This window comes from Streptomyces sp. DSM 40750, assembly GCF_024612035.1.
Lineage (GTDB): Bacteria > Actinomycetota > Actinomycetes > Streptomycetales > Streptomycetaceae > Streptomyces.
This window is the reverse complement of record NZ_CP102513.1, coordinates 1901837-1919773: the sequence shown is the minus strand read 5'-3', so window position 1 is coordinate 1919773 and position 17937 is coordinate 1901837. Positions and strand designations below refer to the sequence as shown.

Sequence of the window (17937 nt, the reverse complement as noted above, 5' to 3'; positions counted from 1 at the left end):
CTGTGCGGGGCTTCGCGGGGGCTCAGACCTTGCCCGCGGCGAAGGCCGCCGCCGCGTCCGCGTTCGCCCGGTAGCTCAGATGCGCGCCCGTGTCGCCCCCACCGCTCTCGCAGACCGGGTCACCGGCCGCGCAGAAGTCGATGGTGCGGCTCTGGTAGGTGCCGGTGACGCTCTTGCCGATGGCCCGGATCGGGTTGCCGAACAGCAGCACCGCGGCGACCTTGGGTTCGAGCGCGGCGGGAATGGTGGCCACGATGGGGCTGCCGACCACCGCGCCGGCGCTGCTGATGCCGATCGAGTTGTCGACGACGTTCGCGCCCTGCGAATAGCCGACAAGGATGAAACGCTGGTTCGGGCAGGAAGCGGCCTGGCTCGTGACGTGGTTCACCAGGTCCCTGTTGCCCTGCGCGGCCGAGGTGAGAGAAAGGTCCGCGGGATAGTTCACCTTGTAGCTGGAAAGGGATTTTCCCGTGATTTTCTTCTGCAGCGCCGAATACACGGGGTCGCCGACGATGAAGCCGAGCGTGCCCGGCTCGAAGGTGCCGCGAGCCGCGACGACGTCGATGTCCGTGCAGGCCGCGGCGGTGGCCGTGGGTGCCGAGACGGTGGCCAGTCCGGCCCCGCCGGCCAGTGAGAGCGCGGCGAGGCACAAGCGGATACGCATGGGGATCCTTTGAGGGTGGGGCGCGTGGAGCGCCTGTGGAAAGGACGTCCCGAAGGTATTCGCGTTGTCGGACCGAGTGTTATGGACGAGAATTCAGGAATTACTTTTCTTTTTGTGCGGAGGTGAGTCGGGTTCCTTATGCGGTGAACGTGTCGTCGTTCCGCAGTGCCTCCGCGCGCAGGGCGAGGATCAGGTCCAGGCGGGTGCCGGGTTCGTGCAGGGCGTCGCCGAAGAGCTTCTCCAGCTGGCGCAGGCGGTAGCGGACCGTCTGCGGGTGGATGTGGAGGCGGGCGGCGACGTCGGGCACGTTGCTGCCGCTGAGCAGCCACGCCAGCAGCGTCTCGGCGAGCCGGCCGCGCGGTCCCTCCGCGACCGTGTCCAGTGGGGCCAGCACCCGTAGCTGGAGCTGGGCGAGCATCGGTTCGTCGCTGTACAGCAGCAGGGTCGACAGATGGTCGGCGCAGCGCACCACGCCCTGTCGGGGCAGGATGCCGCGCCCCATGAGACCGAGCGCGCGGGTGGCCCAGTGCAGCGAACGGGCGGCCTCGGTGAGCGGGACCGTCGGCCCGACCGCGGCGGGCCGGCCGCGCAGCGCGAGGGTGAACGCCCGGCCGCCGAAACGGCCGGAACCGTCCGGGTCGGGCACCAGCATCCGTGGCGGCCGTGACTCCATGTCCACCAGCGCCCCGGCCGCCGCCAACGGCCGGTCCGCCTCCCGCCGGTCCGGGGTCGTCGCCAGCGCGACCACCGCGACCTGCCTCGGTACCGACCACCGGGCGCCGTGCGCCAGGTCCTGCACCGCCTCCGGGGCCACCGGCCCCTCGCCCAGCAGCAGATCGAGCAGCCGTCCGCGCCGCCGCTCCAGCTCGTCCGTGCTGCGCAGCCGCGCCTCCGCGTATCCGGCGGCGGCCGCCTCGGCGACCTCGTGCACCGTCTGGAACGCGAGCTCGCCCAGCGTGGCCACCACCGAGGAGTCCAGGCCCAGTTCCTCCGCCGTACGGCCCATCAGCCGCCAGGCGTGCAGACCCCCGACCCGTAACGCCGACTGCAACGCGTCCAGAGCGCGGCCCTCCAGTGCCTCGCCGCGCCCGAGTTCGTAGTACGTGGCGGTGATCGCGGCGCCCTGGCCGCGCGGATCGGCGATGTGGTCGACGAAGAGGGTCAGCGCCTGGACGACCCCTGATCTGAGGTGCGCGCGATAGGCCCCGTCGGCCGGGCGGGCGTACTCCGGGACCTGTCTGCGCACCTCCTCCTCCACCTCGTCGGCGACGGCCTCCAGCTGATCGCGCAGCAGCTTGGCCAATTCGGGGGGCACGGGGGCGGCGCCGGGGCCGTCCGGTACGCCGTGCGGCGGGGTGGGGGCAGCCACGGCGGACCCTCCTTTCACCCGGAAGCGGCTCACCCGCGGGCTGGTGCCCGTGGGGCGAGGGGCGAGTCCTGGGTTGGACGGACGTCCCCTGCGCTCCGTTCCGTGCCCCGACGGCACCGGCCTCACGCCGGCACCCCCAGCGCACCGGCGAGCATCGGCCACGACGCGCCGAACTCCCGCTTCCAGTAGGCCCAGCTGTGCCCTCCTCCCGCGTAGAAGTGGGTCGTCACCGGGACACGCAGCAGCGCCAGCGTGTTCGTGAACGCGTGCGCCGACGGCCACAGCGCGCTCTCCAGCGCCTCCGGCAGCCAGTCGCCGCTCCCGCCCACCACCCCGCTGCCGCTGGACACGTACAGGGCGGTGCCGCGCAGCCCCGCCGCGCGGGAACGCGGGTTGAAGTCCCGCCAGGTGAGCAGGTTCAGGATCGGGTTGCCCCACAGGGACAGGGGCGCCAGGTTCTCGCGGGCCACGATGGCGTCCATCAGACTCGGCACACCGGGTGCCGTGGTGTCGAGGATGCCGCTGTACGAGGCCGCCGCCGCGAACGCCCCCGGATGGCGGGCCGCGTGCGCCATCGCCCCGTAGCCACCGGTGGAGACCCCGGCGACGACGCGGACGCCGGACGCCCGGTAGCCACGGGCGAGCAGCGCCGGGACCTCGACGAGCTGGAACGTCTCGTAGTCCGGGCCGTCCCGCCAGGCCGTGGGTATCCCGGTCGGCCCCGCGTCCGGCATCGCCACGATCAGTTCCCGGCCCTGCGTGAACGCCACGATGTCCGTCTCCCGGGTCCAGGACGTGTAGTCGTCGTGGGCGCCGTGGAGGAGGTACAGCACGGGGTACGTCCGGCCGGGCTGTGTGTCGAAGGAGGAGGGGAGGACCAGCCGTACCGGGGCGTTGCGGCCCAGGGCGGCGGAGGGGAGGGAGACGTCGAGGGTGCGGGGACCGAGGCGGGTGACGGTTTCCGCGGCTGTGCCTGTGCCTGTGCCTGTGGCCGTGGCTGCGGCCGAGGTGGTCTGGCTGGTGGTGGTCCGGGCGGTGGGGGCCCGGCGGATGGTCGCGCCGGCGGTGCCGGTGGCCGTGGCGCCGAAGAGGGCGGCCAGGCCGGTGGCGGCCGCCGCCCTGGTGACGGCGCGGCGGGACGTTCCGGTGGCGTCAGGGGACACCCCAGCGGCGCGGCGGGACATTCCGGTGGTGCGGTCGGACATGGCGGCTCTCCTCGGATCGGGTTCAGCGGTTGTCCTTGGCGAGCTCCCACCGCAGATGGGCGGCGATCTCGTCGACGTGCGGCGGGTCGAGCAGCGACAGATGGTGTCCCGCGACCCGGACGACAGAAAGGTCCGGGCACACCTCGTCCCAGCCGAGCGCCTCGTCGTCCCGCTCGTACGCGGGGTCGCGCACGGTGTGCGGGGCGGGCTCGGTGGCCCGGTAGAGGACCACTCGCCCGTCGTGGCGGCCCGGCCGGTGGGCCTCGCCGATCCGCAGGTCCAGATAGGAGGACCGCTGGTGATCGAGGGCGGCCCGGGGAACGTCGGCCGTCTCGCGCAGGGCCCGCAGCACGGTGTCGACGCGTTCGCCGTCGTCCTCCGTCGCGGCCAACTCGTCGTACCGCAGCGCCAGTTCGACCCCGTACGTGTCGGCGACATGCCGGGCGAAGCCGGTGAAGTGGGCGCGGATCCGGTCGGCCGGTGTGCCTTCCGTCCGGGGGAGCGGCCGTACGGAGTCGATGAGCACCACCAGCTCCACGTCCCGCCCGGCCGCCGTGAGCTGCCGCGCGACCTCCTGCGCGACGAACCCACCGAACGACCAACCGCCCAGCAGACAGGGCCCGTCGGGGTGCACGGCGGCGACCGTCTCGGCGTAACGGCGCGCCTTCTCGGCGATCGTACGGGCCTCTTCGAGCCGCTCCAGCCCGTACACCGGCCGCTGCCCGCCGAGGCGTTCGACGAGGGGCCGGTAGACGTCGGTCGTACCGCCGGCGGCGTGGACGAGGAAGAGCGGGGGGTGGGAGCCGGTGGGGTGGAGGAGGCGGAGTGCGGGATGCGGGCCGGAGATGTGCAGGGGCTGGAGCGGGGATTTCTCGTCGGGCGCCGTTGCGGGCAGCGCGAGCCGGATGCCTTCGGCCGCCGTCGCCTTCCCCGGCGCCGCCTGCTGGATGCGGGCCGCCGTGTCCTCGACCGTGGCGGCGCCCAGCAGATCGCGTAGGGGCAGTTCGATGCCGAACTCGCGTTCCAGAGCGGCGCGGATACGGACGGCCATCAGGGAGTCGAGGCCCAGCTCGGCGAAGGCGGTGGCCGGGGTGATGTGGGCCGGTTGATGCCCGGTGACGGCGGCGATGTGGTGACAGAGGCGGGCGGAGACCGAGGCGTCCTCGGGCAGCTGCCCTCCCGCCACCACGGGGCCTCCCGTCGTCACGTGGACCCCGCCCGGGTCGCGGCCCCCTTCCATGGCCGGGCTCCCTTCCACGACCTGGCCCCGTTCCATGACCTCGCCCCCTCCCGTGACGTGGCCTCCTTCCGACGTGCGGCCCCCCTCCGCCCGCGCTGTCGGCGAACCCGTCGCCGCGCCCCCCGCCCGCCCATCCGTCCACCAATGCCGCACATGCCGCCAGCGCGGCGCGGGCAGGTCGACGACACGGCCCGGTGGCCGGGGCAGGCGCAACCCGGCGGTGTGGAGCGTGCCGAGTCGCGTGAGGAAGTCGGCGGAGGTGTCGGCGTCGCGGTGGAGGGTGCCGAGGGCGAGCACGCCGGGGGCGGTGTCCGTGATGGCTCGGCCGAGGACCGGGTGGGGGGAGAGTTCGACGAACGCGGTGTGGCCGTCGGCGGCGGCCGCGGCGACGGCCCGGTCGAGGCGTACCGGTCGCCGCAGGTTCGCGACCCAGTGCGCGGCGTTGAACACGCAGTCTCCGCGTGGGTCGTCCAGCACGGTGGAGTAGACGGGGATCCGGGGGCGTCCGCCCCGGACGTCCGACAGAGAGTCGGCCAACTCCGCGAGCAGCGGCTCCACTTGAGGGGAGTGACCCGCCCCGGCCACCCGCATCGCACGCGCGGCCCGTCCCTCCCCCTCCAGCCGACGCACCAGCCGGGCCACCGCGGCCTCCTCCCCGGTGACCACCTTCTGGCCGGGGGAGGAGTGCACGGCGACGTGCACGCCGGGGAAGTCCCGCTCCAGGGCGTCGAGTTCGCCGTCGTCGAGATCGACCACCGCCATCGCCCCGCCGCGCAGCCCGCTGAGCAGCCGGGCCCGTACGGCGACCACACGGGCCGCGTCCGAAACCTCCAGCGCGCCCGCGCACACCGCGGCGGCCACCTCGCCCAGGGAGTGGCCGATGACGGCGACGGGCTCGACGCCGTGCGCGCGCCACAGCTCGGCGAGCGCCAACTGCAGTCCGAAGAGGACCGGTTGAGCGACTTCCAGGCGATCGAGGTCACCGCCGGAGGCCAGGTGGTCGTACAGGGACAGACCGCACTCGGGCGCCAGCCGCGCGTCCAGCTTCTCCACGGCCGCGGCGAAGGCGGGTTCCTCGGCCAACAGCCGCCGCCCCATGCCGGCCCACTGGCTGCCGTACCCGGAGAAGACCCACACGGGGCCGCGCCCGACGAGATCCCGGTCGCCCATCACGACCCGCGTATGCGGGCGCCCGTCCGCCAACGCGCCCAGCGCGTCGACGAGTCCGGGACGGTCACCGGCGACGACCGCCGCGCGTACCGGCCCGCGCCCCGCGCGCCCCGCCAGTGTGCGGACCACGTCGGCCGGATGCGTGGCCCTTCCCTCGGGCGTGCCGAGCCAGTCGGCCAGCCGGGCGGCGGTGTCGCGGACGCGGGCGGTGTCGACGTCGGAGAGGAGGTGGAGGCGGGCGGAGGGTTCCTCCGCCGGGGGCGGCAGCAGGGCGCCGGGCCGCCATTCCTCCAGTACCGCGTGGGCGTTGGTGCCGCCGAACCCGAATCCGGAGACCCCGGCGGTGGCCGTACCGCCGTACCGGGGCCATGGCTCCGCCTCCGTCACGACCCGCAGCCGTACGCCGTCGTCCAGGGCGCTGCCTTCGGTGCAGTGCAGCGAGGGCGGGATCAGGTCGTGGTGGAGTGCGAGCACCGTCTTGACCAGGCCGGCGATACCCGCGGCGGACTCCAGATGGCCGAGGTTGCCCTTGACGGAGCCGAGGAGCAGCGGCTGGTCGGGGTCGCGGCCCGCGCCGAGCACGGCGCCGAGCGCGCCCGCCTCGATGGGGTCGCCGAGTGGGGTGCCGGTGCCGTGCGCCTCGACGTGGTCGAGGTGTGCGGGGGAGAGGCCGGCTCGTGCGTAGGCGGTTGTCAGAAGGGCTCGCTGCGCGGCCGGGTTGGGGGCCAGGAGACCGTTGGAGCGGCCGTCGGAGTTGACGGCGGTGGCGCGGATGACGGCGAGGACACGGTCGCCGTCCCGCTCGGCGTCGGACAGCCGCTTAAGGAGCACGGCCGCACAACCTTCGCCGCGGCCGATGCCGTCGGCCGCCGCCGAGAACGGCTTGCACCGCCCGTCCGGCGCGAGCGCGCCCGCCCGCCGGAACGCGACGGTGACCGTGGGGGAGAGCAGCAGATTGACCCCGGCGGCGATCGCCAGGTCGCTCTCGCCCGTGCGCAGGCTGACGCACGCGTGGTGCACGGCGACCAACGACGACGAGCACGCGGTGTCGACGGCCATGCTCGGCCCCCGCGTGTCCAGGACGTACGCCAGTCGGCCCGCCGCCACGCTCAGCGCCCCGCCCGCCGGCGCCCAGGGATCGACGGCCGCCGGGTCGGCGCCCGTGAGCTGGCCGTACTCGGGCGCCGAGACCCCGACGAAGACACCGGTGGCGGTACCGGCGAGGGACGCGGCCGGGACGGCGGCGTGGTCGAGGGTCTCCTGGACGACCTCCAGGAGAATCCGCTGCTGCGGGTCCATCACCGAGGCCTCGCGCGGCGTGATGCGGAAGAAGTCCGCGTCGAATCCGGCGATGTCGTCCAGGTAGCCGCCGTACGGGAGCGCGTCGGCGGGCGGGTACGGCGTGAAGTCCCGCCACCGGTCCTCCGGGACCCGCCGGATCGCGTCGACGCCCTCACGCAGCGACCGCCAGTACTCCGCCGGGCCGTGCACCCCCCCCGGCAGACGACAGCCGATCCCGACGACCGCGACCGGCTCACCGGGCGTCGCGGGCGCCCTGGGGGGCGGGGCCGCCACTGGGGAGATGTCCGCCACCGCACCGCACAGGCGCGCCACCAGCGCATCCCCCGTGGACGCCTCCCACAGCAACGTCGCGGGCAGCTCACGGCCCGTCGCCCGCGACAACTCCCCCGCCAGCACGACCGCGTCCCGCGAGGACATCCCGAGATCCGCGAGCGGCCGGTCCATCGGCACGTCCTCGACAGCCATACCGCTCCAGGCGGCCACCTGCTCGGCGATCAGCCGCCGCAACGCGTGCTCTTCGCCCGCGTCGACAGCGCCGCACGTCTTTCCCGGCTCGCCTTCGGTGACCGGGCGATGCAGGTGGCCCTCGCCCTCGCCCACGATCCTCATCCCACGACCCCCACCGCATAGGCACCCGCCAGATACCGCTCACGGGTCAGCGCCCGCGACACCTTCCCGCTGGACGTACGGGGCACAGTGCCCGGCGGGACGAGGACGACATCGGAGAGCCGCAGCCCGTGCCGGGCCGAGACGGCCGCGCGTACGGCCCGTACCAGGGCCGGCACGTCGAGGTCGGCGAGCGGCACGGCCCGTACGTGCTCCGCGACGACGATCACCCGCTCCCCGGAGCCGCCGGGTACGCCGAACGCGGCGAGCCGGTCCCGTCGTACGGCCGGATGCGCGTCCTGGGCGGTGGCCTCGACGTCCTGCGGGTAGTGGTTGCGTCCGTCGACGACGATGAGGTCCTTCAGCCGCCCGGTGACGATCAACTGCTCGTCCAGGACCGTCCCCAGGTCGCCGGTCCGCAGCCACGCGCCCGGACCGGCCGTGGCATCGGCGAACCCGGCGCCGAAGACGCGCCGGGTCTGGCGGTCCTGGTTCCGGTAACCCCGCCCCACGTTGGGGCCCTGCACCCAGATCTCGCCGACCTCCCCCTCCGCCAGTGCCACCCGTGACACCGGGTCGGCGATCCGCACCCGCTGGCCCGCCGGAGCACCGCAGCCGGCCAGCAGCACGGCCCGCGGGTCGTCGGGCCGCGCGGGCAGGGCCTTCCCGGTGGCCAGGGCGTCACGGTCGAGGGCGAATCGGCGCAACGGCTCCCCGGGCCGGGCGGCGCTGACGAAGACGGTCGCCTCGGCCAGCCCGTACGACGGGCAGTGCGTGTCCGGCACGAGGCCCTGCGCGGCGAACGCGGCGTGGAAACGGTCGGCCGTACCGGGGCGGACCGGCTCGCTGCCGTTGATCAGCGCGAAGACGCCGTCCAGCCGCAACCCGGCCTTCTGCGCCTCGGTGACCGTCGACGCGCAGTAGTCGTAGGCGAAGTTGGGCGCCGCGCTCAGTACGCGCGGGTGCGCGGCCAGCAGCCGCAGCCAGCGCACCGGTTCGTGCAGGAACGCCACCGGATCCATGAGCACCGACAGCAGCCCCCGCACCACCGGTGCCGCGACACTCAGCACGAGCCCCATGTCGTGGTAGAGCGGCAGCCAGCCCACACAGGTCACCGGATGGGCGTCGGCACCGTAGGCGGACAGCGCCTGGCGGGCGTTGGCGACGACGTTGGCGTGGGTGATCTCCACGCCCGCCGGGGTGCGGGTCGAGCCGGAGGTGTACTGGAGATACGCGACCGCGCTGCCGTCGGGCACGGGCGGCCGCCAGTCGTCGGCGGCGGCGTCGGGCACCTGGTCCCCGGCGATGACCTTCACCGCCCGGCCCTCGCACAACTCTCTTACTCCGGTGAGCGCGTGACCCGTCGTGACGACGACCGCCGGGCGCGCGTCGGCCAGGACCGCCGAGAGCCGGTCGCCCTGTCCGGGCAGACCGGGCGGATACAGCGGTACGGCGACCAGGCCGGAGGCGAGTGCCCCGAGGAAGGCGGTGACGTAATCCGTCCCCTGCGGACACAGCACCGCGACCCGCGACCCGGGCTCCGTCTCCGCGGCGAGCCGGGCGGCCACGGCCCGCATGCGGAGGTCCAGTCGGCGCCAGGTCAGCGTGCGGTGGACGCCGCGTGAGTGCGGTGCGGGATGGTCGACGAAGGTGAACGCCCTGCGGTCGGGGGTGGTCTCGGCCCAGTGCCGCACATACTCCGGCAGACTCCGGAACACGGGCGCGAGCGGGGGGCGGCGGCTGTCCATCGGGCATGGGCTCCTCACGTCGCGGGGACGGCTTGCGGTCAGAGCGGTTGGAAGGTCAGAGCGGTTGGAAGGTAAGAGAGGTCAGAGCGGTTGGCGAGGTCGGCGGGCGGAGGTGGGCCCGAAGACCGGTCCCGGGCCGGCCGGACCCGGACGGCTCCTTCGTCAACGGCCGTAGCCAGCAGGGAAGTGGATCCGGTCGCAGCGGTCGGGGACCGGTCAGAGCGGGATGTTGCCGTGGCGGCGCTCCGGCATCGGGGCGCGCTTGCCGCGCAGGGCGCGCAGGGCACGGCAGATGTGGGCGCGGGTGTCGCGCGGGGCGATGACGGCGTCGACGTAGCCGCGCTCGGCGGCGAGGTACGGGGTGCCGTACGTGCTCTCGTACGCGGTGACGAGGCGGGCGCGCAGTGCCTCGGGGTCGGCCGCGGCGGCGAGTTCACGGCGGTGCAGGACGCCCACCGCGCCCTCGGCGCCCATGACGGCGATCCGGGCGGTGGGCCAGGCGAGGTTGACGTCGGCGCCCAGATGCTTGGAGCCCATCACCGCGTACCCGCCGCCGTACGCCTTGCGCACCACCACCGTGACCTTCGGGACGGTCGCCTCGGCGTACGCGTACAGGAGTTTGGCGCCGCGCCGGATGATGCCGGCCTGCTCCTGGCGCACGCCCGAGAGATAGCCCGGCACGTCGGCGAAGGTCAGCAGCGGGATGCCGAACGCGTCGCAGAACCGTACGAAGCGTGCGGCCTTCTCCGAGGCGTCGATGTCGAGGACCCCGGCGGCGTGCAGCGGCTGGTTGGCGACGACACCGACGCAGGCGCCCTCGACGAGTGCGAACGCGCAGATGATGTTCGGCGCGAACAGCTCCTGCACCTCCAGGAGTTCGCCGTCGTCGACGACCGCGCGCAGGATGTCCCGCATGTCGTAGGCCTGCCCGAGCCGGTCCGGCACCACCGCGTCGAGACACAGCCCGGCGGGCGCGGCCCCCGGTGCGTACTGCGGGGGCCGTTCCAGGTTGTTGGCGGGCAGGTACGACAGCAGGTCGCGCACGGTGTCGAGGGCGTCCACCTCGTCGGCGGCGAGGAAGTGGGCGTTGCCGTTGACGGTGTTGCTGGTGCGGGCGCCGCCCAGCTCCTCGGCGCTGGTGCGCTCGCCGGTGACCGTCTCGATGACGTCGGGCCCGGTGACGAACATGTGCGAGGCACCGTCCACCATCACGGTGAAGTCGGTGATGGCGGGCGAGTACGCGGCCCCGCCGGCGCACGGCCCGAGGACGACCGAGATCTGCGGGATCACACCGGACGCCTGCACGTTGCGGCGCACCAGCTCGGCGTAGAGGGCGAGCGAGGTGACGCCCTCCTGGATACGGGCGCCGCCGCCGTCGTTGAGCCCGATGACCGGACAGCCCGTCTTCAGCGCGAGGTCCATCAGTGCGATGGTCTTCTCCCCGAAGGCCTCGCCCATGCTGCCGCCGAAGACCATGGCGTCCTGGGCGAAGACACAGACGGGACGGCCGTCGATCGTGCCGTGCCCGGTGACCACCCCATCGCCGTACGGGCGCCCGGCGCCGTCCCCGGTGGGGCGGGCACGCACGAACAGGCCCGTCTCGGTGAACGAGCCCGCGTCCAGCAGCAGATCGATCCGCTCGCGGGCGCCGTACTCCCCACGTCTCCTCGGCCCACCCGGTGCGATCGCCCGCGACCGGCGGTTCTCCAGTTCGGCGATGCGGTCGGCGGTCCGGTCAACAGTCCGTTCAGCGATCGGGTCGGGCACACGGCCGGCCGCCCGCTCCGCCACCTGCCTCGCCCGGGATGTCGTCACCTCTAGTGTCACAGCCACCTCCGAAGTGGCTTCCGAATATGGCAGCGCCGGAGGGGTGGACCGGGTCAATCGCCGTTCCGTTTGCGGGAGATGAGTCCCGCGGGGCCGGTGTTAGTCCGTGGGTGACAAGGGCTCGGGCGGGACGGGGGCGTTCCGGACATATGCCTGTGATCGCGCCTCATTCGACCACCCCGTCGCCGCCCGGGAGGCCCGCACCGGCACGACCTGGCGTCAACTGCCGCGCCCAGTTCACCAAGCACTGGCACGTGGGAAGAGTGTGGGCATGGACATCGACGCACTGCGCCGGGACACCCCCGGCACCGCCAACCGACTGCACCTCAACAACGCCGGCGCGGCTCTGCTCTCCCGGCGCACCCTGGACGCCATCACCTCCCACCTGGAACTGGAGGCGGCCATCGGCGGCTACGAGGCGGCGGACCAGGAGCGGGACCGGATCGACGCCACCTACGCGAACCTGGCCCGGCTGGTGGGCGGACGGCCCGACGAGATCGCCCTGTTCGACAACTCCACCCACGCCTGGAACGCCGCCTTCTACGCCCTGACGTTCAAACCGGGCGACCGCATCCTCACCGGCCGGGCCGAGTACGGCAGCAACGTCCTCGCCTACCTCCAGGTCGCCCGGCGCACCGGCGCGGAGATCGTGGTCGTCCCCGACGACGCGTCCGGACAGCTCGACACCGCCGCCCTCGCCGGCCTGATCGACGAGCGCACCCGGCTGGTCGGAATCAGCCACATCCCCACCAGCGGCGGTCTGATCAACCCGGCCGCCGAGATCGGCCGGATCACGCGGGCCGCCCGTGTCCCCTTCCTCCTGGACGCCACCCAGTCCGTGGGCCAGTTCCCCGTCGACGTCGCCGCCATCGGCTGCGACATGCTCACCGCCACCGGCCGCAAATTCCTGCGCGGCCCGCGCGGCACGGGCTTCCTCTGGGTGCGCTCCGAAGCGCTGGAGTACCTGGACCCGTACGTCACCGAGGTCCGGGCGGCCACCTGGGACGGCGGACGCGGCTTCACCTGGCAGGCCGGCGCCCGGCGCTTCGAGACCTGGGAAGTGAGCTACGCCAACGTCCTCGGCCTGGACGCGGCCGTACGCCAGGCCCTCGACCTGGGTCCGGACCGCATCGGCGAACGAGCCGTCGCACTGGGCGCGTACCTCCGTGACCGGCTCGACGCCCTCCCCGGAGTCACCACCCACGACCTCGGCGAGCACCGCTGCGCCATCGTCACTGCCAAGGTCGACGGCCTGCCCGCATCCGAGGTCGCCGCCGCCCTCGCCCGGCAGCGGATCAACGTCTCCACCACCCTCCCCGAACAGACCCAGTTCGACACCGAACACCGAGGCGTCCACCCCCTCGTCCGGCTCTCCCCGCACTACTACAACACCGAACCCGAACTCGACCGCGCCGTCGAAGCCGTGGCCGCCATCGCGCGCACCGTCCACTGAGGCGACCTCGGGGAACGGGCCGGGCCGGGCGCCGACACCGCGGGCGAAGCTCCCCGCGGACGTCACCGCCCGGACCGGCCCCTCGGGTCGGATCTCTCAGCGGTGCAACGTCGTCACCTTCAGGGCCGGGTCGCGCGCGATCTCAGCCGGGGTGAAGCGCTCCTGGACCCACTGCTTGCGGGAGTAGAGGCGGGTCTGGTCGGTGTAGTGGGGGGAAGCCGGGTCGGACGACTGGCCGTAGGTGAGAAGGGTGTGGGTGCGGGGGCCGTCGGGCGTCAGTTCGACGGCCATCAGGAAGCTGGTGCCGAAGGCGCCGACGGGCGGGGTGCCCGTGCCCGAATCGGGGCCCGCGTCGAGGACGTTGAAACAGCCCTTGTCGCCGGTGCAGCCGGACAGCGGGACACCGGCCCACTTCTGTACGGCACCGAGCTCGACGTCGACCGGCAGATCACGGGCGGCGAAGTCCTGGACGGCGTCGGCCAGAGCACGCTGGACCCGTATGTCGTTCCCCTTGATGCCACGCGGTGTGGTGAGCGGCTGTGCCGGGTCGTAGGTGACGCGGCGCCAGGTGTCGGGCGGGCCGGCGTCGAGGAGGCGGTCGAAGAAGGTGATCCAGAGCGCGGCACCCCGGCTGCCGGTGTCGGCGCGGGTGTCCCAGTCGGCGAGGGTCGCGCAGGCCTGCCGGACGTCGACCTCCTTGCCGTCCGTGGTCTTCAGTCGCGGGTTGGCGCGGCACATGGCCACCACGTCGTCGCGGCCCGTCTCGGCCGACAGGACGCGGTTGCCCAGCATCGAGGCGCGCAGGCTGCTCAGGGTGAAGCCCGGGGCGCCGAGTCCGTCCGTGCCGTCCGCGCGGTCCGCGATCATCCGCAGCCCGAGCTGGGCACGCTGGCCGAGCCGATCGTCGCTGTCGTACGACGCCGGGAAGCCGGTGAGGGGCTCCTCGGGGTTGGTGTACCGGGGCCCGTTGTTGGAGTTGGCGACGTAGTCGGCACGGCTCAGCCTCGGCTGGTGGGACGGGCCGTGGACGCCCGGCACGATCGCGTCGGGGTCGCTGCCCCAGGCACAGGCCGACGTCGAACCGTCCAGGGCGGCGGGACCCTCCCCGTCCTCGCCGACGGCACAGCGCTTCAGCTGTTCGTCGGTGAGGTGCGCGACGACCGAGGAGTCCGTGAAGTACGTGCCGCCACCGGTGTCGGCCGCGAGGGTGTACGTCCAGGGGATGCCCTGGTAGGTCTCCTGGGCGGCCCGCAGCTCGCCGAGGTTCCGGGCCTTGCCCATGGCCAGCCAGGTGTTCATGGAGCGCAGGTTGTCGGCGTTGGCGTCGCGGACGGTGTACGCGGTCTCCGTGGTCCAGCCGGAGGCGAGCACGGCGCCGAAGCGCGAGGTGTACAGGGTCCGTTCGACGGTCTTGACCCCGCCGTCGTCGTCGCGGACGGTCACCGGGACCGTGCGGCGCTTCATCCGCTCCGTCCTGCCGTCGACCACATAGCTGGTCGGGTCGCCGGGCACCAGCTTCAGCGCGTAGACGGAGGAGTGCTGCGCGTCGCTCGCGGTGTGCGTCCAGGCGAGGTGCCGGTTGTGGCCGATCAGGACCAGGGGGGTGCCGTAGATGCCGGCGCCGGACACGTCCAGGGTGCCGGGGATCGTCAACTGGACCTGGTAGAAGCGGAATCCGCCGGTGGTCCAGGGCAGATGCGGGTTCGCGAGGACCATCGCGTTGCCGGTACGGGTCGCTTCCCGGCCGAGCGCCCACCCGTTGCTGCCGAAGTCGGCACCGAGGCCCGGCAGGCCTGAGGCGAAGGGGGCATCGGACTGGGTGCCGGAGGCCTCGGAGGCAGCTGTGCGCGTTCCGGCGGAGCTGTCGGAGACTCCCGTGCCCTTGCTGCCCGCCGCCGGAGGCTTCGCGTCGCCGATGTCGGGTGCGAGCGGTACCGCCCCGGTCGCCCCGTTGACGTCGTACACGACGTTCCACACGTCGAGTGCGGTGATCGGACGCACCCACGGCTTGCCCTTGCAGCGTGTGTCCGGCAGCCCGTCGGCGCCCGTGTCCCGCAGATAGCGGTTGTGGCCGGCGGCATAGCCCTCGACCATCCGACGCAGTTCCGCCGTCGGCCCCACCGGCGCCTTCCGGTCGAGCAGCCGCTGGACCGTGCCCGCGCGCGACTGCCCCTTGTAATACGTGTCGCTCGCCAGGTTGGAGCCTGCGCCGGCCTCCCCGTCGGGCCCGAAGAACCGGGACCGCTCCCCTCGTAACGTCACGACCTGGTCGGCGAGTTCGCAGACGTTGTCCTGCGCGAACGCGTAGCCGTAGCCGTATCCGAGCCCGTCGAAGTCCCGGGCCAGGATGTGCGGGATGCCGTACTCGGTCCGGCTGATCCGGGCCGTGTAGCCGCCCTCGTCCAGCGCCCCGCCCGCCGCCTCGCCACTCGTTCCCGTCGCCGCGGAGGAGGGCGCGGGCAGCAGGGCGGCGGTGGCCGAGGCGAGGCAGAGGACGCCCGCGACAGCCGCCAACCGGCCCGTAAAAAATCTCCCGTGACGCTTCGTCAGCTTTCTGGTTTCACCCATGGCATCACTTTTCCGGAACAACCGGCGGGGCACATCGCGCCCCCGAGGGATTTCCCGGCGCCATATCAGCCTGGGGAGGTACATCTTTTGGATCAGGGGAGCCCTTCCTCGCGCTGCGGGTCACCGGAAACCCTCGCGGGCCCGAATCCGTCGTACCGACGTCCCGGTGAGTCAGTACGGCAGACAGGTGTGGCCCAGGACACGTCCATTCCGTGTCCTGCGCCATTTCCGGGCCGACGGCACCCGGCTACGTTTTGTGACGCGCTCCCCAGTACCCATGGAAGGCCCAGTGCTCGCAGATCTCGCCCCGCTCATAGCGGCGACCACCCAATGGCTGACGCGCGCCTATCCGGCGGGCGGCGGCGCGCTGGACGGGGCGCTCGCCGAGGCGCAGGCCCGGCAGGCCGTCACCGTGGCGGCCTGGCTCCGCTATCCGACGCCCATCGACGCGGCGCTCGTCGGCGTGGCGGGATCCGGCGGATCCGCCCGGCTCGACTGGCTCACCGGCGCCGACGAGGACCCGACACCGGACGAGTACGCCTGGCGGACCTGGGTCGACGAGGTCGTGGCCAGCTGGGCGGCCTGTCTGCTCGCCGACCCCGCGCTGGCCAGCACGGCGGTGGCCGCCCTCACCGACACCTCGCACACGGCCGGCTCACCGGTCGCCTTCCGCCGCCTCCTCACCCCGGACGACCTCGACCGGCGGGCGGCCGCACTGCTCCGCCACCCCGACCTCCTCGCCCCCGTCGCGGCACTGCACCACGCCGGCCTCCTCGCCACGCTGGAGCCCGGGCAGTCCCTGACGGCCTGAACCCCCGCGGCACACCGCGAGAGCCCCGCTACCACCGCAGCGGCAGCCCCGCGAGATGGTCGTCCAGCAGCCCGGAGATGATCCGGTGGTCGTTGAGCGACGGATGCCAGTCGCAGCCCAGGTGATCCAGGCCGGGATCGTCGTAGTACCAGTGGCTGACCCGGCCGTCGCCCCGGCGGCCGCGCTCCTCGACGATCCGCAGGGTGGCCTCCGCGAACGCGGTGGTGTTCCAGAGACGGGCGGCGGCGACCACGACGAACGCCTTGGGCCCGTACCGGGCGCGCAACTTGTCGAGGAACCCGTGATAGGCGCTTTCGTAGGCGGCGACCAAGTCGTCCACCGTCGTCCAGCGCTCGCCGGGATTGAGGGGCGTCGAGAAGTCGTTGATGCCGAGCCCGACCACGACGACCTGCGGACGCCAGCTTTCCGGCTTCCGCCAGACGTCACCCTCGACGTTCAGCAGGGCGCGGTCGTAGTACGTGCGAAAGTCGGTTCCCGGATCGCCGCCGTTGTAATTGCGGACCATTCCACGGCCGGAAAAGGCATTGATCTGGTAGTCGGCGTCGAGCTTTCGGGCCGTGAGCGCGCCGAACGCGAGATCGGCATTGCTGTTCCGGTTGACCCCGCCGTTGCCGGAACAGTCCTGGGTGTCGGAGACATTGCCGTATCCGGCGGTGTACGAGTCACCGATGAACTCGATCTGTCTGCTCCGTGCCCGGGGTCCGGTGAGGATCGCGCCACCGGCAGCCGCGACGAACCCGCCGAACCGGCCCGCCGCCCAGGGGCTCTCCGTCCGCTTCACGACCCGCACGCCGTGTCCGCCGTCGGCGAGGCCGTCGATCCAGGAGACGGTCCGGCCCGGCGTCACGAGGGTGGCCACGGTCGTTCCGTCGACCTGGACGTCGTAGTCGTTGTCGGAGTCGTCGAGGACGACACCGACACCCGTTCCCCTGAACCGCCCCTCGAAGTAGACGCCGGGCCAGCTGTACCGAACCGTCCCGTCGTCGCCCTTCTTGACCCGGCCCACCGTGTGGAACCGGGCCCGGGTGCCGCCGGCCGCCCGCGAGGGGGAGGCGACGGCGGTGACGAGGCCCGCGGCGGTCGCCGTGACCAGGGTTCTTCTGGATATCCGGGAGGTACGGGCTGAGCGGTGGGGCGTAGGCATGTGGCCATCCCTTCGACACGCGCGGTATGGGAGCGCTCCCATCGTCATGCGCTATCGAAGGTGGCCGCCCCACGCGACTCCGTCAACCCCTCGCGACGACATCCGCGTCTCAGCCCGGGACGTGATCGCCGTAGGACGTGACGGACAGGAAGCGGATGGGGAGTTCCACCAACTCCTGCGGCCCGTGCGCGCCCTCGCCGTCGAGCTGGAGGGCGTCCCCGGGGCGCATGGTGTAACTCGCCTCGCCGTGACCGTAGATCATCTCGCCCTCCAGCATGTAGAGCAGCTCGGTGCCCGGGTGCTGGAAGAGGGGGAAGACCTCGCTCTGCTCGGTGAGCGTGACGAGGACGGCCTCCATACGCTTGTGCGGGCCGCGCAGGCCGCCGAGGAGTTCGTAGAGATGGCCGACCCGGCTGCCGCGGCGGACGATGCGGGCGCCCTGCCCGGCCGGGACGAAGACGGCTTCGCGGTCGGCGTCGACCCCGCGGAACAGCGCGGTGACCGGCACCCCGAGACCGGTGGCGAGCCGGCCGAGCGTGGTGAGGCTGCATGAGGTCTGCGCGTTCTCGATCTTGGAGAGCATCGCCTTGGAGATCCCTACCCGGGCCGCCGTCTCGGCCACCGACAGGCCCGCCGCCGTACGGTACTCCCGCACCTGACGCCCGATGACGACCTCCAGCTCCAGCTTCCGCGCGGCCTCGCCGGGATCGACCTCGCGGTCCGGCAGGTCGGCGGCACGGTCGGGGAACACGGGTGTGTCCGGGTCAGACGTCATGGAGGCCATTGTGCCGCGACGGTGTTTCCCACGA

11 protein-coding genes are annotated in these 17937 nt (G+C 73.0%); 2 read left to right on the top strand and 9 right to left on the bottom strand.

Going from position 1 to position 17937, the window contains the following annotated elements; all coding sequences use genetic code 11:
* Positions 1-22 precede the first annotated feature (22 nt).
* The 6 genes from JIX55_RS08560 to JIX55_RS08535 form a co-directional block, all read right to left on the bottom strand.
* Positions 23-664 carry a cutinase family protein gene (locus tag JIX55_RS08560; protein WP_257562688.1) on the bottom strand — a complete coding sequence of 214 codons (642 nt, stop codon included), beginning with the start codon at positions 662-664 and terminating at the stop codon, positions 23-25.
* A 136-nt stretch (positions 665-800) separates the two neighbouring features.
* A complete protein-coding gene (locus tag JIX55_RS08555; protein ID WP_257562687.1) occupies positions 801-2033 on the bottom strand; it encodes a PucR family transcriptional regulator in 1233 nt (410 codons plus the stop codon).
* Positions 2034-2155: 122 nt separating this feature from the next.
* Positions 2156-3238, bottom strand: a complete 1083-nt coding sequence (locus JIX55_RS08550) for an alpha/beta hydrolase (RefSeq protein WP_443046394.1) — start codon at positions 3236-3238, stop codon at positions 2156-2158.
* Between the two features lie 22 nt (positions 3239-3260).
* Entirely contained in the window at positions 3261-7559 is a 4299-nt protein-coding gene (locus JIX55_RS08545; protein ID WP_257562686.1) for a type I polyketide synthase, read from the bottom strand.
* Positions 7556-9304, bottom strand: a complete 1749-nt coding sequence (locus JIX55_RS08540) for a fatty acyl-AMP ligase (RefSeq protein ID WP_257562685.1) — start codon at positions 9302-9304, stop codon at positions 7556-7558. Before JIX55_RS08540 ends, JIX55_RS08545 begins: the two co-directional genes overlap by 4 nt.
* Positions 9305-9520: 216 nt before the next feature.
* Entirely contained in the window at positions 9521-11071 is a 1551-nt protein-coding gene (locus tag JIX55_RS08535; protein ID WP_257569261.1) for an acyl-CoA carboxylase subunit beta, read from the bottom strand.
* Positions 11072-11402: 331 nt separating this feature from the next.
* On the opposite strand from JIX55_RS08535, the gene JIX55_RS08530 reads away from it, so the two are divergent.
* On the top strand, positions 11403-12584 hold the full coding sequence (locus JIX55_RS08530) for an aminotransferase class V-fold PLP-dependent enzyme (RefSeq protein ID WP_257562684.1): 1182 nt from the start codon (positions 11403-11405) through the stop codon (positions 12582-12584).
* Positions 12585-12680: 96 nt separating this feature from the next.
* Here the strand turns inward: JIX55_RS08530 and JIX55_RS08525 are convergent, their stop codons facing one another.
* Entirely contained in the window at positions 12681-15152 is a 2472-nt protein-coding gene (locus JIX55_RS08525; RefSeq protein ID WP_257562682.1) for a penicillin acylase family protein, read from the bottom strand.
* 289 nt (positions 15153-15441) lie between these two features.
* Here JIX55_RS08525 and JIX55_RS08520 point away from each other — a divergent pair, with 289 nt between their 5' ends.
* On the top strand, positions 15442-15963 hold the full coding sequence (locus JIX55_RS08520) for a hypothetical protein (RefSeq protein WP_257562681.1): 522 nt from the start codon (positions 15442-15444) through the stop codon (positions 15961-15963).
* Between the two features lie 28 nt (positions 15964-15991).
* Here the strand turns inward: JIX55_RS08520 and JIX55_RS08515 are convergent, their stop codons facing one another.
* Both JIX55_RS08515 and JIX55_RS08510 read right to left on the bottom strand, forming a co-directional pair.
* Positions 15992-17128, bottom strand: a complete 1137-nt coding sequence (locus tag JIX55_RS08515; RefSeq protein WP_257562680.1) for an SGNH/GDSL hydrolase family protein — start codon at positions 17126-17128, stop codon at positions 15992-15994.
* Between the two features lie 109 nt (positions 17129-17237).
* The gene (locus tag JIX55_RS08510; RefSeq protein WP_257562679.1) at positions 17238-17903 is read right to left on the bottom strand and encodes a helix-turn-helix domain-containing protein; all 666 of its coding nucleotides are present in this window, start codon (positions 17901-17903) and stop codon (positions 17238-17240) included.
* Between the last annotated feature and the right edge of the window lie 34 nt (positions 17904-17937).